The 14,354-nt window shown below is 58.0% G+C and carries 15 protein-coding genes; 6 read left to right on the forward strand and 9 right to left on the reverse strand.

Features of this window, described 5'->3' with window-relative positions; translation table 11 throughout:
- The first annotated feature begins 73 nt into the window (after window positions 1–73).
- Both OHJ17_RS09275 and ptrB read left to right on the forward strand, forming a co-directional pair.
- On the forward strand, window positions 74–733 hold the full coding sequence (locus OHJ17_RS09275) for a tellurite resistance TerB family protein (RefSeq protein ID WP_004145550.1): 660 nt from the start codon (window positions 74–76) through the stop codon (window positions 731–733).
- 120 nt (window positions 734–853) lie between these two features.
- Window positions 854–2,914 (forward strand): oligopeptidase B, encoded by a 2,061-nt coding sequence (gene ptrB, locus OHJ17_RS09280; protein WP_004151449.1) that lies wholly within the window; start codon window positions 854–856, stop codon window positions 2,912–2,914.
- Window positions 2,915–2,917: 3 nt separating this feature from the next.
- Here the strand turns inward: ptrB and exoX are convergent, their stop codons facing one another.
- Both exoX and OHJ17_RS09290 read right to left on the reverse strand, forming a co-directional pair.
- A complete protein-coding gene (gene exoX / locus OHJ17_RS09285; RefSeq protein ID WP_002911407.1) occupies window positions 2,918–3,577 on the reverse strand; it encodes an exodeoxyribonuclease X in 660 nt (219 codons plus the stop codon).
- A 78-nt stretch (window positions 3,578–3,655) separates the two neighbouring features.
- Window positions 3,656–3,886, reverse strand: coding sequence for a DNA polymerase III subunit theta (locus OHJ17_RS09290; RefSeq protein ID WP_002911406.1), 231 nt, complete (start codon window positions 3,884–3,886; stop codon window positions 3,656–3,658).
- 112 nt (window positions 3,887–3,998) lie between these two features.
- On the opposite strand from OHJ17_RS09290, the gene yobA reads away from it, so the two are divergent.
- Genes yobA through OHJ17_RS09305 form a run of 3 tightly spaced genes read left to right on the forward strand, consistent with a single transcriptional unit; the run spans window position 3,999 to window position 5,601 of the window.
- On the forward strand, window positions 3,999–4,373 hold the full coding sequence (yobA, locus tag OHJ17_RS09295; RefSeq protein WP_039819395.1) for a CopC domain-containing protein YobA: 375 nt from the start codon (window positions 3,999–4,001) through the stop codon (window positions 4,371–4,373).
- Window positions 4,374–4,376: 3 nt separating this feature from the next.
- The gene (gene copD / locus OHJ17_RS09300) at window positions 4,377–5,246 is read left to right on the forward strand and encodes a copper homeostasis membrane protein CopD (RefSeq protein WP_004175431.1); all 870 of its coding nucleotides are present in this window, start codon (window positions 4,377–4,379) and stop codon (window positions 5,244–5,246) included.
- A 16-nt stretch (window positions 5,247–5,262) separates the two neighbouring features.
- The gene (locus OHJ17_RS09305; RefSeq protein ID WP_002911404.1) at window positions 5,263–5,601 is read left to right on the forward strand and encodes a YebY family protein; all 339 of its coding nucleotides are present in this window, start codon (window positions 5,263–5,265) and stop codon (window positions 5,599–5,601) included.
- Window positions 5,602–6,237: 636 nt separating this feature from the next.
- Here OHJ17_RS09305 and OHJ17_RS09310 read toward each other — a convergent pair.
- Window positions 6,238–6,381 carry an Ecr family regulatory small membrane protein gene (locus OHJ17_RS09310; protein WP_038431282.1) on the reverse strand — a complete coding sequence of 48 codons (144 nt, stop codon included), beginning with the start codon at window positions 6,379–6,381 and terminating at the stop codon, window positions 6,238–6,240.
- A gap of 104 nt (window positions 6,382–6,485) precedes the next feature.
- Complete coding sequence (locus OHJ17_RS09315) at window positions 6,486–7,454, reverse strand: VirK/YbjX family protein (RefSeq protein WP_014907334.1); 969 nt, start codon at window positions 7,452–7,454, stop codon at window positions 6,486–6,488.
- 156 nt (window positions 7,455–7,610) lie between these two features.
- Here OHJ17_RS09315 and pphA point away from each other — a divergent pair, with 156 nt between their 5' ends.
- Entirely contained in the window at window positions 7,611–8,264 is a 654-nt protein-coding gene (gene pphA, locus OHJ17_RS09320; RefSeq protein ID WP_024622748.1) for a protein-serine/threonine phosphatase, read from the forward strand.
- On the opposite strand, the gene OHJ17_RS09325 is transcribed toward pphA, so the two are convergent.
- From OHJ17_RS09325 to yebS, 5 genes are all read right to left on the reverse strand, one after another.
- Window positions 8,261–8,452, reverse strand: a complete 192-nt coding sequence (locus OHJ17_RS09325) for a YdfD/YebW family protein (RefSeq protein WP_002911395.1) — start codon at window positions 8,450–8,452, stop codon at window positions 8,261–8,263. The two genes, pphA and OHJ17_RS09325, sit on opposite strands and share 4 nt — an antisense overlap.
- 97 nt (window positions 8,453–8,549) lie before the next feature.
- A complete protein-coding gene (locus OHJ17_RS09330) occupies window positions 8,550–8,789 on the reverse strand; it encodes a YebV family protein (protein WP_002911393.1) in 240 nt (79 codons plus the stop codon).
- A 115-nt stretch (window positions 8,790–8,904) separates the two neighbouring features.
- Window positions 8,905–10,338, reverse strand: a complete 1,434-nt coding sequence (gene rsmF, locus OHJ17_RS09335; RefSeq protein WP_004148845.1) for a 16S rRNA (cytosine(1407)-C(5))-methyltransferase RsmF — start codon at window positions 10,336–10,338, stop codon at window positions 8,905–8,907.
- Window positions 10,339–10,461: 123 nt separating this feature from the next.
- Window positions 10,462–13,095 carry a PqiB family protein gene (locus OHJ17_RS09340; RefSeq protein ID WP_002911388.1) on the reverse strand — a complete coding sequence of 878 codons (2,634 nt, stop codon included), beginning with the start codon at window positions 13,093–13,095 and terminating at the stop codon, window positions 10,462–10,464.
- A complete protein-coding gene (gene yebS / locus OHJ17_RS09345) occupies window positions 13,064–14,347 on the reverse strand; it encodes a membrane integrity lipid transport subunit YebS (protein ID WP_002911387.1) in 1,284 nt (427 codons plus the stop codon). Before yebS ends, OHJ17_RS09340 begins: the two co-directional genes overlap by 32 nt.
- Between the last annotated feature and the right edge of the window lie 7 nt (window positions 14,348–14,354).

A 14,354-nucleotide genomic window follows, 5' to 3' on the forward strand; every position in this document is an offset into this window, starting at 1 on the left:
TAGCCATATCTAACATTTCCTGACATCGCGTCGTTTAGGCTGATAACAGTGTTTGTCACCTGAGAGGAAAACCATGGCTAACTGGCTACATCAACTGCAGTCGCTGCTCGGGCAGCAGGGTGCGTCACCGTCCGGCGAGTCGTCAAAAGGGAGCGGCCTGCTGCCCGGCGCCATCGGTGGGCTGGCCGGATTGCTGGTGGCCAGCAAATCGTCACGCAAATTGTTGGCGAAATATGGCACTAGCGCGCTGCTGGCAGGCGGCGGGGCGGTGGCGGGCACGGTGTTATGGAACAAGTATCAGCAGAAAATGCGCGCGCAGAATACGTCCGCCCAGGCGCCTGAGACGGCAGCGGCGCCGACGGATGTCGATCCGCGCAGCGTGCGGCTGATCACGGCCCTGGTATTTGCCGCGAAAAGCGACGGTCATATTGATGACCACGAGCGGGCAAATATTGAAACTCAGCTGCGGGCGGCCAATATTGACGTTCAGGCCCGGGTGCTAATTGACCAGGCGCTAGCCCAGCCGCTGGATCCGCAGCGTCTCGCCGAGGGCATCATCGACCCGCAGGAGGCGCTGGAGATCTACTACGTCAGCTGCGCGGTGATTGATATCGACCATTTTATGGAGCGTAGCTACCTTAATGCGCTGGGAGACGCCCTGGCGCTGCCGAAAGATGTCCGGGCCGATATAGAACAGGATATCCAGTCACAAAAACAAGCGCTAAGCGTCTAAATCATCACGTTTCGCTTGCATCGCTCGCGTCTTTTGCCACCCTTATAGACACGTCATCATTCAGGCGCCACCCTGCGGCCTGAATGCTCTTGTGTCACGATTAAGCAGCAGAAGAATAACATGCCACCTAAAGCTAAACGGATCCCTCACGCCATGACCTTGCATGGCGATACACGCATCGATAATTATTACTGGCTGCGCGACGATGAGCGCGCGCGACCTGACGTGCTGGAGTATCTGCACGCGGAGAACGCTTACGGCAAGCAAGTGATGGATTCGCAGCTCAGCCTGCAGGAGCGTCTGCTGAAGGAGATTATCGACCGCATTCCGCAGCGGGAAGTCTCTGCCCCCTACAGTAAAAACGGCTTTCGCTACCGTCAGGTGTATGAGCCGGGCTGCGAATACGCTATCTACCAGCGGCAGTCGGTGCTGAAAGAAGAGTGGGATGAGTGGGAGATCCTGCTCGATGCCAACCAGCGGGCGGCGAAGAGCGAGTTCTACACCCTGGGCGGACTGGGCATTGCGCCCAACAACCAGCTAATGGCGGTGGCGGAAGATTACCTTTCCCGCCGCCAGTACGGCCTGCGCTTTTGCGACCTCAGCAACGGCGAGTGGTACCCGGAAATCCTCGAAAATGTCACCTCCGGCTTTGCCTGGAGCAACGATTCACGCTTTGTTTGGTATGTGCGTAAACATCCCACCACGCTGCTCCCTTATCAGGTCTGGCGCCACACCGTCGGGACACCGGCGCAGAGCGACGCGCTGGTCTACGAGGAAAAAGATGAGACCTTCTACGTCAGCGTGCATAAAACCACCTCCCAGCAGTTCGTGGTAATTTATCTCTCCAGCGCCACCACCAGCGAAGTGCTGCTGCTCAACGCCGAACTGCCAGACGCCGAGCCGGTCTGCTTTCTGCCACGGCGTAAAGATCATGAATACAGTCTTGATCACTATCAGCACGCTTTCTATCTTCGTTCCAACCGGGAGGGGAAGAATTTCGGCCTCTACCGTACCGTGCTGCGTGATGAAGAACAGTGGACCACGCTGATCCCGCCGCGTCACGACGTGATGCTCGAAGGATTTACCCTGTTTACCGACTGGCTGGTTGTGGAAGAGCGCCAGCGTGGCCTGACCAGTCTGCGGCAAATTAACCGCAAGACCCGGGAGGTGGTGGGGATCGCTTTTGACGATCCGGCCTATGTCACCTGGCTTGCCTATAATCCGGAGCCCGAAACGTCGCGACTGCGCTACGGCTATTCCTCCATGACTACGCCGGATACGCTGTTTGAACTGGATATGGATACCGGCGAACGAAGAGTGATCAAACAGCAGGAGGTAAAGGGGCTGGATACGAGCTGCTACCAGAGCGAACACCTGTGGGTGACTGCCCGCGATGGCGTCGAAGTCCCGGTCTCTCTGGTCTACCATCGCGAACATTTTCGCAAAGGGAGCAACCCGCTGCTGGTCTATGGCTATGGCTCATATGGCGAGAGTATCGATGCCGATTTCAGCGCCAGCCGGCTGAGCCTGCTCAACCGCGGCTTTGTCTACGCCATCGCCCACGTCCGCGGCGGCGGCGAGCTGGGTCAGCAATGGTATGAAGACGGTAAATTCCTGTGTAAGAAAAATACCTTCAACGACTATCTGGACGTCTGTGACGCGCTGCTTGCCCAGGGGTACGGCGATCCGCGGCTTTGCTACGGCATGGGGGGCAGCGCCGGCGGAATGCTGATGGGCGTGGCCGTGAATGAACGGCCAGAGCTGTTCCATGGCGTGATAGCCCAGGTGCCGTTCGTCGATGTGGTGACCACCATGCTGGATGAAACTATTCCGCTGACCACCGGTGAATTTGAAGAGTGGGGAAATCCGCAGGATGAAACCTATTATCATTATATGAAAAGCTACAGTCCCTATGACGGCGTGAGGGCGCAGGCGTATCCCCACATGCTGGTGACTACCGGTCTGCATGATTCCCAGGTGCAATACTGGGAGCCGGCTAAATGGGTGGCGAAACTGCGGGAACTAAAAACCGACGATAACCTGCTGCTGCTCTGCACCGATATGGATTCCGGACATGGCGGAAAATCCGGGCGCTTCAAAAGCTATGAAGGGGTGGCGCTGGAGTACGCCTTTTTCATCGCCCTGGCGCAGGGGACACTGCCGGGAAAAGCGGCAGTGTAGGGGCTATTCCCCGAGGTAATGCCTGAGCGTCAGGCGCAGTTCGGGGCTCATGCGGTCGAGATTGTTGAATAACCAGCGCAGATAGCCTGGATCGTTTTCAGCAATCTCGGCGACGGCCTTACCCCGGTATTTGCCGAAGGTAAAAGTAGTCAGCAGCGCCGGCCGACCGGTGATATCGGCCATTTCGTCAGGGGTCCAGCCGGAAACATTGATGATATCCAGCAGTAGCGCGGCGGTGATATAGCAGTCATACAGCGCCCGGTGGTGATGCAGTCCCGGCGGCGTAGTCACGTTCAGCTTACGTGATTTATATAACCCCATATTGCTGTATTTGATTCCCGGCCACAGGCGTCGGGCCAGCTTCATCGTACAGATCCACTCGCCGTGCATCTCCGGCAACACCCGGCGATCGAAGCTGGCGTTATGCGCGACGTACCACGGGCTGCCATGATAGTGCGGAATAATCTCCTCAATCCACGGCTTATCGGCGACCATCTCTTCCGTGATCCGGTGGATAGCCATTGCCTGCGGGCTGATGGGCCGATCGGGACGCACCAGATGGCTCATGGGATTGGTAATTTGCCCGTCGACTATATCGACCGAGGCGATTTCAACGATGCCCCCCTGCAGGCCGCAGGTTTCGGTATCAATGACGCGCAGCATGGCTCGCTCCAGAGCAAAACAATAAGCGTAATGGAATTGGCCGGGCTTGCCAACCGACGGGGAGGAGGCGAGCGCGCATTATTTCTGTTTCGGCTCCCACGGTAGTCGCGAAAGGGAGACGGAGGCCAGCCGATGGGCGATCAGTCGTTCACGGAACCAGTCGCGCAGATGTGCAGGCTGTTCACGCTCGACTAAATCAGCGACCACCGGCATATTGTACCGCTCCTTAAAAGCAACGCCGGCGGCGGCGAGATCGACATTGACTTTATCCATCTCATCTTGCGAAATTTTGGCCAGATTTCTTTCCATCATCCACTCCACTCTGCTTATAAATCCGGTCAGGGCCAGATGCCTGGCTCGACTCTGGCATTATACAGGGTTATTCTCTGTGCTACAGACATAACAAAAGGGAATGACGAATATGCGACTTCTTGCTGGACGCGCGTTGCGTCTCTCCGTTGCGCTTGCCGGGATGTTAACCGCGGCGGGCGCCTTCGCCCACGCTCACCTGCAGCAGCAGATCCCGACCGCCGGGGCGCAGCTTTCAGCTTCCCCACAGACGTTGACGCTCAGTTTTTCCGAAGGTATTGAACTCGCATTCAGCGGCGTGACCGTCACCGGTCCGCAGCAGCATGCGGTGGCTACCGGAAAACTGACCCGCAGCGCCGATAATCCGGCCGAGGTCACGTTACCTTTGGCGGAAGCCTTGCCGCCGGGAGAGTACACCGTGGCATGGCATGTGGTCTCGGTGGATGGTCATAAAACCAAAGGGCAATATACCTTTAGCGTGAAGTAAGCGATGCTGACCGGGCTCTATATTACCCTGCGCTTTGGGCACTTTATCTCCCTGATGCTGGCTTTTGGCTGCGTGCTGTATGGCGCCTGGTGGGCGCCGGTACCGCTGAGACGCGTGCTGATGCTGCGCTTTTATCCACTACTGCGCCCGCTGCTGCTGATCGGCGCGATCTCTACGCTGGCGCTGTATCTCCTGCAGGGAGGAATGATGGGCGAGGGCTGGACGGATGTCTGGCGACCCGCCGTGTGGCAGGCGGTGGCCGGGACCCGCTTTGGTGGAGTGTGGATCTGGCAGATCCTACTGGCGTGGATCGCACTCGCGGTAGTGTGGATCCGTCCCCGTCACGGCGCCCGCCAGCTGGTGGCCCTGCTGGCGGCACAGCTGCTGCTTTCCGCCGGGGTAGGGCACGCCGCTATGCACGATGGTCTCACCGGCGTACTGCAGCGGACAAACCACGCTGTGCATCTCTTCTGCGTCGCCAGCTGGTTCGGCGGTCTGTTGCCCTTTATCTATTGCCTGCGCCTGGCGCAGGGGCGCTGGCGGCCGGCCGCGGTCTATACCATGGCGCGCTTTTCACGTTACGGGCATCTGGCCGTCGCCGGCACGATTGCCAGCGGAGCGCTCAATGCGCTGTTGATCCAGGGAGGATTGATTGGCGCATCGCCGTGGGGACGCATGTTGTTGATCAAATGTGCGCTGGTCGCCGGGATGGTGGTAATTGCGTTAGTGAACAGGTATGTTCTGGTACCGCGCATGTCGGCAAGCGGTTCGCGGGCGGAAAGCCTGATCCTGCGAACCACGCAGGCTGAAATAGGGCTGGGCGCGCTGGCGCTGCTGGCCGTCAGTCTGTTTGCCACCTGGGAACCTTATTGAATTAACTGGCAAAATCATGAAAAAAATTGTTCTGACCATGTTGTTACTGGCAAGCTCCGGGGCTGCTCTGGCAGCGCCGCAAATTATCACCGTGAGCCGTTTTGAGGTGGGGAAGGAGAGCTGGGCGTTCAACCGGGAAGAGGTTATGTTGACCTGTCGACCGGGTAACGCGCTTTACGCCATCAACCCGAGCACGCTGGTTCAGTATCCGCTCAATGAGGTGGCTGAGCAGCAGGTCAAAGCCGGCAAAACCACCGCGCAGCCGATCTCAGTGATCCAGATCGACGATCCGCAGCATCCGGGACAAAAAATGAGCCTCGCGCCCTTTATCGAGCGAGCGCAGAAGCTCTGCTAAACTTTCTCGCTATCCTGCTGTAATAACATTAAAAAAACCGCCCTTGCCGGACAACGGCAGTGGCGGTTTTTTCGCTGGCAGGGGCCCCCTTTCCAGGAATTATGCAGCCACTTTGGCCGCGGACTGGAAAAGCTGACGCGTTAAACTATTCTTATAGTGCAAGGCGACTTAGCCTGCATTAATGCCAACTTTTAGCGCACGGCTCTCTCCCAAGAGCCATTTCCCTGGACCGAATACAGGAATCGTATTCGGTCTCTTTTTATCTTTATCTGTCTTCTTTCCCAAGAGCCAGCGACATCCTGTCAGTCAAACACCCGCTGGCCTCTGGATGTCCCGTTATAGCACACCGTTTTTAGCATACACAATTCATTTACACATAAATCGCATCCTGTGGAAGGGGGAGGTGGCAAAGGTGGAACCGTAAACGAGGGCGGAGAAAAGAAAAAACCTGCACCTAAACAGGCCCGGCGTGCAGGTTAACTGGCGGGCCAACATCGGAAGCCTGCTAGTATACATATTTGTATGATAAATAAAATAAGCAAAATCTAAACGATTTGGCAATTCATGCGATTACACCTCGCCGGCTGACGAGGTGGCATAAATAATAAGCACGAGCACTTTTGCGGGCGGCAAATATTATTGCGGAACGCTGAATGTAGGGTATATCTGTCTTTCCAGATAGCAGAGCAATAGCCAAATTTCATCGCTGAAAATAAACCATATGCTCCCGAGCAGAATGACCGCCAGAATAATCAGCAGAAAAATTTCGGTTTTACTCATTATGCAAGCGACTATCCGGTGGCCTTCAGGGACCCTGATAGTAGCGAAATATTGACATAATAAGCAAACGCCATGTTGTAATTCGGCTTCACCGACAGCGCAATTTAGTCACCGGCATGCCGCTGCGTCAATATTGCCACCTGCTCCGTCAGCTGATCCAGCAGCTGGAATCGCCGCCGATATTCAGCCCGTTTTTTACTGGCGATACTCTCCAGCGATTTTCTTTCCAGGCATAGCGGTAGCCGCCAGCGCCAGGGGCTTTCCGGGTGGCCGTCGATAGACTGCCAGAACTCGTCGTAGCTGGCGTGGAAATGGCGGCCTTTGCTCAGGCGATAGCGCAGGGCGCGGAACACGTGACCATTATCGCTGACGCCGTAAATAGCCGCGATTTGGCTGCGCGCGGCCAGCTGCCAGATAAACTCCAGCAGCAGGCGCTTCGGAAACAGGCCGTAGCAGGCGCGAGTCGCCTGCTTAATCACCTCATGAGAAACGTGACGTCGTGGCCCCTGCAGACCGCCGATAACCAGCTGCCAGGCATCGTGATCACGGGTTACGCTGAAGGTGGCGCTGGCCAGCAGGGTGTGGTCGCTGTCGCGCAGCCACAGAGTGGTTTCACCCTCACGTTCGGCTTTGCCTGCCGAGGAGGCATAAAGAGTAAACCGGCGGTCCTCTTTTCCGTTTAACGTCAGCAGCGGGACCTCAGACACCGCGGTCATAGCGTGCGCCAGCCGCGATCCGCGTAGGGTGTCGATATAGCGATAATGGTTGATTACCGCCACCGCCCGCTGCCAGGCGTTGAGATCGCGGGTCAGATATTGACGGTGTACTTTGCCCGGCAGCGTAGCCTGCGCGGCCAGCAGCTGATTAAAATCATCCCGAGCGCTGAGCGCTTCCAGCATCGCTCTGGTGGCGTTATAAAATAGGGCCGTGCGCAGCAAAAACTTAAAGCGGTAATTTTTTTGCCGCCAGATGGGGGCAGGTGTCAATCTGCCCATCACCAGATCGGCAATAAGATGCGAGCGCGGCGCTAGCACGCCGGATGAATGCAGGCTATTGTCTGTCACGATAAACACCTCGTTGTGATTTCCCCCTATTTTAAAGCGAGCCACTGACAAGCTTAATCCTCTGGCGGACTATATTTGCCGTCTGTTTAAAATTGATTGAGGTGTAAATTAAATTCCGTGGACCTTTGCTGGAATTACCTATAATTACCGCTGAGAGGTAATTATATGTATCAACGTATTAACGGCAGCGACTGGCGTAATATCTGGCTGATGGGCGATCTGCATGGCTGCTTTGCGCTGCTGATGAATCGCCTGCGTCAGCTGCGTTTTGATCCCTGGGCCGATCTGCTGATCTCGGTGGGCGATCTGATCGATCGCGGGCCGCAGAGCGCCGATTGTCTTGGCCTGTTGCGCTGTCGCTGGTTCAGGGCCGTTCGGGGGAATCATGAGCAGATGGCGCTGGAGGCGCTGGAGAGCGGAGATATGCGGCTCTGGCAGATGAACGGTGGCGACTGGTACGTCAAGGGCGATGCGCGGCAGCGGGCCGACGTCGATCGGCTGCTGGCGCACTGTCGGCGGCTACCGTTGATTATTGAAGTGGAATGCGGGAAAGCGCGGCATGTGATCGCCCACGCCGATTACCCGGCGCCGGTCTATCGCTGGCAGCAGCCGGTGGATCCCCAACGGGTACTATGGAGCCGCCATCGTCTGAGTGAACACCTGGCGGGGCGCCATGGCGCTATTGGCGGCGCAGACCATTTCTGGTTTGGCCATACGCCGCTTCAGGCGCGTTATGACCACGATAATCAACACTATATTGATACGGGCGCTGTGTTTGGTGGGACGCTGACGCTGGTGGCGCTGCAGTCGGCAGGCTAAAAGTCGCTGTATTCGCTGGCGGGTTGCCAGAAGCCATCAATAAAATCTTCTATCGGGTAGCAGCCACCGTGGCGGATCCGCTGATCCTCCATCGCCACTAAGCACTGCGTTTCCTCGCGGTAGACGTCAACCACAATGTCCTCGCAGCCGCCATCCAGATAGCAAATAAACAACACTAAGGCAAACATCCTGGCCTCATGCTCGGGTTCACATACTATTTAGTGTAGGGGATGACGGCGGGACGGGGAAATAAATAACCCGTCTCAGGCGACGGGTTCATTGGTGTCAGGCAAGGCGCATGACCCAGGCATCGGACTGGCGGTCGTAATGTTTACGGTAGAGAACGGAATGTTCGCCATTGAGAATCGCGGGCACGCTGGTGTCGGCATCCCAGGCGTCAAGCTGCATACATAAGTCTGGATCGGATTTGCAGGGTATGCTTAACGTTCGCTCACCCTGATGCTCACCGTGCAGTTCGGCATCGTCTATTTCGAACGCGCCGATGCGGACATTGGTTTTACTCATCGCTTCACCCCATTTTTCAGCTGAGTTGTGGTACGACCAGTTATGGCCGTCATTTTTCAGCGTAGTCAATGGGGCGAAAAGCGCCAGTCAAAAAGTGCGCATTTTTTGCGCGGCCTCACACCTTGCCGGCAAAAAGTTTTCCATCGCGCACCAGTTCGCGCGGATAGCTGTTCTTCAGTCGGGAGCCGACGCGCTTCGCCAGGCCCAGCGGAACGCCCTGGAAGGTCACAATGGTTTCATCCTGCCCAGGCGCGGTTTGCGGATAGACGTCGCGCCCGCGATACCATTCCTCCGCTTCCTCCTGCGACAGCTCGAAGGCGCGCTGCGGCGCGGCAAAGGCGATAACCGCCTCATGCTGCCAGCGGTACCCCTTATTGTGCAGTTCCGCCAGGCGCACGCCGATGCGAGAAAAGCGCACCTTGCCGAACAGGGGCTCCAAAGCCAGCGGAAACAGCCACAGCTCTTTATCCCGCTGCCACAGCGTATGGCCTGCGTCCCACTCCAGGCCAACAGCCCTGGCGGCGGCAGTTACCGCGGCGGCCTCCCGGTCCTTCAGCGGCGTAAACGGGAATTTACCGACCTTATAGCCTGGCGCCGGGAGCGGATCGATCGCCGCAGTTTTGCGCAACCTCGCGACAAAGAAGCCTTCGCAATCGTAAATTTGCGGAAAAACGTGCAGAAAACCTTCCGCGGTTAGGGCGTCGGCTGCGCCGGGAAACAACTCTCCCAGCGGCAGGATCTCCACCGCTTGCGGATAGCGGGACAGCAGCCACTCAATGACCGATTGATTTTCTTCACGATTCAGGGTGCAGGTGGAATACACCAGCGTCCCGCCAGGGCGCAGAGCATGGAAGGCGCTGTCGATAAGCTCGCGCTGAGTGGCGGCGATGTCGAGGTTGCTCTCCGGCGACCAGTTTTTCAGCGCGTCGGCGTCTTTACGTACAACCCCTTCGCCGGAGCAAGGGGCGTCAAGCAGGATGGCATCGAAGGTTTCGGGCAAGGCCGCGCCAAAAACCCGGCCGTCGAAGTGGGTCAGAGCGACGTTGCTGATGCCGCAGCGGCTGATGTTAGCATGCAGCACCTTCACCCGGCTGGCGGAGAATTCATTGGCGAGAATGCCGCCCGCGTTGCCCATTCGGGCTGCAATTTGGGTGGTTTTCGATCCCGGGGCGGCGGCAACGTCCATCACCCGTTCGGGCTGCCGGTTATCGGCGAACAGGGCGGCGACCGGCAGCATCGAACTGGCTTCCTGAATATAGAACAGTCCGCTGAGATGTTCGGCGGTACTGCCCAGCGGCAGCGCGTCGTCATCCTCTCGCTCGATCCAGAATCCCTCTGCGCACCAGGGCACCGGCGCGAGCTGCCAGCCGTAGGGGGCAACCAGAGAGAGGAAATCATCGACGCTAATCTTCAGCGTATTGACGCGAATACTGCGGCGTAGCGGGCGCTGACAGGCGGCGATAAAGTCGTCGAAAGAGAGATGCGCTGGCATCGCCGCGCGCATTTGAGCGAGAAACGCTTCAGGGAAATAGACAGTATTTTCAGCCACGGGCAGCGCACCACAGAAAAAAAGGGTGCGCAGTTTAGCACAAACGCCCCGGCGCGTGACACCGGGGCGTGCGGTTTACCCTCTCCCCGCGCCCGGCGTTGCCCGGGGCGGGAGAAGGGGGCATTACTGCGGCAGAGCGGTGCCCCACTCCCGCCACTCTTTCGGCTCGCTCTCCTGCAGCAGGAAGTGCTTGCCATCCTGGGCCTTCGGCGCCAGCGGCGTGCCCGGCGGCGTGGCAAAGGCGATCCCGCCGCGGATAAACTGATTGAAGGTACCGGTTTTCACCACCCCGCCAATCAGGCCGAAGTCGAGGCTGTAACCCGAGGCCAGCCAGAACACCGAGTTATTACGTACCAGGTACTGGTAGCGCTTACTGATGCGCAGCTTAACCATCACCCGGTCAGACATCGACCCCAGCGACAGTCCGGTAACCGTCCCGACTTCCAGTCCGCGGAACAGGACCGGCGTACCGATGCCAAGCGACCCCGCCTCCGGCGCTTCCACCACGATGTTCAGGCCGTCGATATAACGCGAATCGCTGATCGTCGTATCCTGGATCTCAAAATCGCGTCGTGCCGGGCCGCGGCCGGGCTCAACGTTGATGTAGGCCTGGAACAGGGTGTCGAGATGTTCCACGCCCGCGGCGGAGATTTGCGGGGTGATCACCGAGAAGCGGGTCCCGGCGCGGGCGAAAGTGCCGACGTATTCCGGATAGAGCACCGCTTTCGCCTGCACTTCGTTTTTGGCGGTGATTAGCTCCAGCGACTGGATTTGACCGATGTCGATGCCGAGATAACGAATCGGCATCCCGGCCGCCATCTTCCCGGCGTCGTACGCGTGCAGGGTGATTTGGCCGCCCACGGCGCGCGCCGCCGTTTCAGATGCATAAAGGATACGTTTGTTATTCAGCCGTGCTCCGGCGCTGCTGCCATTGAGGTTATCGAAACTGATCGCCCCTTTGATCGCGCGCGCCAGCGGCGAGGCCTGCACGGTGAGTCCGTTACCGTCAAGCTTGACCTTCGCACCGCCTTCCGCCCAGAAGACGCTGTTGTTGGTCAGCAGGTAGCGGTACTCCGGCTTGATATGCAGATCGATATCGAATGCATCCTTGCGCGGTTTGACGGCGATGATCTCGCCGACGGCGAATTTACGATACAGCACCACCGAGCCGGCCTGAACGTCAGGCAGCGTCTCAGCAGACAGGCTCAGGGTAGTGGTCGGCACTTCGCTCAGGCTATTTTCCTGCGCCTTTTCAAGGTTAGCGTACAGCGGATAGCTGCTTTGCATTTTGCCTTTTTCGCCCGGGATCACCCTGATCCCGCCGTTCACCCATTCGCTGGCGCTGGCGCCCAGCACCTGCACGCCGTCGAGCCCCACTTTGACGTCCAGACGACTGTTAACCACAAATTTGCTGTCGCCGTGAATTAGATCGCGGTATTCAGGGTCAATGGCAACCTGAAAGGTTACCCCTTTGGCCGTCAGTTTACGCTCCAGCACCTGGCCGACTTTTACTCCGTGCAGCACCAGCGGCTGACCGCCGTCGATGCCGTAGCTCTCCGGCGCCGAGAGGGTAACGGTGGCGACGTTGGGCTCATCCAGCAGCGCTTTATCCGCCGGCATTACCGAGAAGTGATTGCGTGGCTCGCCTTCGCCGGGCACCAGCTCAAAGGTATTGCCGGTGAGCAGGGTGCTAATGCTGGGGTTATCGAGGGAGAGCTTCGGCTTCTTCATCTGAATCAGCGTTTTCTCCCGCAGCAGCGTCACCACGCTCGGGTCGACGGTCATCTCGCCAGTAACTTTGCCGCCGGGGTTTAGATTCAGTTTGCTTAACTGGCCCACCTCCAGCCCCTGATACATGAGCGGCGTCGAGCCCGCTTTCAGTCCATCGCCATCAGGCAGATCGAGGGTCACTACCACGCCGCGCTGGCTATGCGCCAGATCTTCATACAGGTGATATTCATCGTTTTGCGAGGCGACATGCGAATCGGCGGGGGAGTCAAAGGCGATGGCGCCGTTCACCAGCGCGGACAGGTTCTCCAGTTGCACTTTGGCCCCGCTCAGGCCGACGTCGGCCTTGACGCCTGAGACGTTCCAGAAGCGGCTGCCTTTTTTCACCAGATTGGTAAACCGGCGCTCAATTAGCACATCGATGGTCACCCCCTGATTATTGGCATTCAGGGAATAGTCATACACCCGCCCGACCGGGATTTTTCGGAAGTAGACCAGCGAGCCGCTGTTCAGAGAGCCAAGATCCGGCGCCTGCAGGTGGATCATTAGCTCGCCGTTGTTGATGCGGTATTTAGGTTGGGTGTCGAGGGCGACAAAGTGATCTTCGGGTTCACCCTTGCCCGGCATCATGCCGATGTAGTTCCCGCCCACCAGCGCATCGAGGCCCGATACGCCGGCCAGAGAGGCTTTCGGCGTGACCAGCCAGAACTGGGTCTCTTTGCGCAGCGCATCTTTCATATCGCGTTTGATGCTGGCTGAAACCTCAATCTTACTCAGATCTTTACTGAGGCTAATATCCTGGACGGTGCCGACTTCAACCCCCTGATAGCGGATCGGCGTCCGTCCCGGCACGATGCCGTTCGCGGACTGGAAATCAATCGTAATCGTCGATCCGCGGTCGTCAAAGCTGGTCCAGATTAGCCAGGCGGCAATCAGCAACGCGATGACCGGCAGCAGCCAGAATGGCGAAATACGGCGTTTAGTTTTTATTCTGGCTTCAGTCTGCGAAGCGGGCGTTTCCTGACTCATGTGCGTCCCAAAGTAAGCGGCTGTCCAGCCATTCAACTGCAAGAATAGTTAAAATTACCGCGCCGCCAAAGTAAACCGCAGCCGGCCCCATGGTGAAGGCGAGGAGCTGATCGCGATTTATTAGCGACATGGTGAGTGAGATAACAAACAGATCCAGCATCGACCAACGGCCAATCCAGGTGATTAGCCGCAGCAGCAGGATGCGGGTGCGCAATCCCTGCTCGCACTTGAATTGTATGCTGAGCAGCAGGGTAAATAACACTATAACTTTGGTGAATGGCACCAAAATACTGGCGATAAACACGACCCCGGCAATGGCGATATTGCTGCTGGCCAGGGAGATGATCCCCGAGAGGATCGTGTCGTCCTGGCGCGCGCCGTTGACGTAGATGATGGAGATTGGCAACAGGTTGGCCGGAAAGAGGAAAACCAGCGAGGCAATCAGCGCCGCCCAGCTGCGCTGCAGGCTCTGCGGTCGGCGATGATGCAGCGGCGTGTGGCAGCGTCGGCAGCGGCCGCGCGCGTCGCGATAGCCGGTGTAATGGCAGCCGGTGCACACCTGCAGATTATTATCGGCGCGGGTCGCCGGACGCTCGGGATAGAAACGCTCCCATAGCTCTTCGACGTTCATATGAATAAGCGTCAGGATGCTCAACAACGTCAGGGAGATAAACGCCACCAGACCGATGCCCGGCTGCAGGAAGGCGTAATCCTGCACCTTGATGGAGGCGACGCCGATGCCCACCAGATAGATATCCAGCATCACCCACTCTTTAAGCTTGCCGAGCATCAGCAGCACCGGCCGCAGGTTCATCCCCAGCACATTGCCCAGCCAGAGATAGCTGATGGAGACCACCAGCAGCACCGGGGCGACCACCGCGCAAAACAGTACCATGGCGGCGGTAATCGGATCGCCCTGCGCGGTCATCTGCCAGATCCCCTGCAGGACGTTGGCGTCGATGCGTACGCCCAACAGATGCAGGCGCAGCAGAGGTTCAGACCAGGCGAAAGGCATGAGCAATAGCATCGCGAGGGCCATGCTGCCCAGGCGGGTCAGCGACCAGTCGCGACCATCGCGCACCTTCGCGTTACAGCGCGGACACCAGGCGCTTTGGTTGCGTTTGAGCACCGGTAAGCGGAAGAGCATGTCACACTGCGTACAGCGCTGATAATGCGCATAGGGAAGCGGCGTGCTGACGGTATGCACGACCATCTTTTTCGCAGGTTTGAGGGTGGGTGTTTTTATCGGCATTTATTAC

It is taken from the genome of Klebsiella sp. KP20-425-1, from assembly GCF_025813515.1.
GTDB lineage: Bacteria > Pseudomonadota > Gammaproteobacteria > Enterobacterales > Enterobacteriaceae > Klebsiella > Klebsiella pneumoniae.

What these genes read in the sequence shown, in the direction of transcription:
- pphA (WP_024622748.1), top strand. Translation starts at nt 7,611, where the DNA reads ATGTATCAACGTATTAACGGCAGCGACTGGCGTAATATCTGGCTGATG.
- OHJ17_RS09340 (WP_002911388.1), bottom strand. Translation starts at nt 13,095, where the DNA reads ATGAGTCAGGAAACGCCCGCTTCGCAGACTGAAGCCAGAATAAAAACT.
- OHJ17_RS09290 (WP_002911406.1), bottom strand. Translation starts at nt 3,886, where the DNA reads ATGGAAAGAAATCTGGCCAAAATTTCGCAAGATGAGATGGATAAAGTC.
- copD (WP_004175431.1), top strand. Translation starts at nt 4,377, where the DNA reads ATGCTGACCGGGCTCTATATTACCCTGCGCTTTGGGCACTTTATCTCC.
- yobA (WP_039819395.1), top strand. Translation starts at nt 3,999, where the DNA reads ATGCGACTTCTTGCTGGACGCGCGTTGCGTCTCTCCGTTGCGCTTGCC.
- ptrB (WP_004151449.1), top strand. Translation starts at nt 854, where the DNA reads ATGCCACCTAAAGCTAAACGGATCCCTCACGCCATGACCTTGCATGGC.
- OHJ17_RS09310 (WP_038431282.1), bottom strand. Translation starts at nt 6,381, where the DNA reads ATGAGTAAAACCGAAATTTTTCTGCTGATTATTCTGGCGGTCATTCTG.
- OHJ17_RS09275 (WP_004145550.1), top strand. Translation starts at nt 74, where the DNA reads ATGGCTAACTGGCTACATCAACTGCAGTCGCTGCTCGGGCAGCAGGGT.
- exoX (WP_002911407.1), bottom strand. Translation starts at nt 3,577, where the DNA reads ATGCTGCGCGTCATTGATACCGAAACCTGCGGCCTGCAGGGGGGCATC.
- OHJ17_RS09330 (WP_002911393.1), bottom strand. Translation starts at nt 8,789, where the DNA reads ATGAGTAAAACCAATGTCCGCATCGGCGCGTTCGAAATAGACGATGCC.
- OHJ17_RS09325 (WP_002911395.1), bottom strand. Translation starts at nt 8,452, where the DNA reads ATGTTTGCCTTAGTGTTGTTTATTTGCTATCTGGATGGCGGCTGCGAG.
- OHJ17_RS09305 (WP_002911404.1), top strand. Translation starts at nt 5,263, where the DNA reads ATGAAAAAAATTGTTCTGACCATGTTGTTACTGGCAAGCTCCGGGGCT.
- yebS (WP_002911387.1), bottom strand. Translation starts at nt 14,347, where the DNA reads ATGCCGATAAAAACACCCACCCTCAAACCTGCGAAAAAGATGGTCGTG.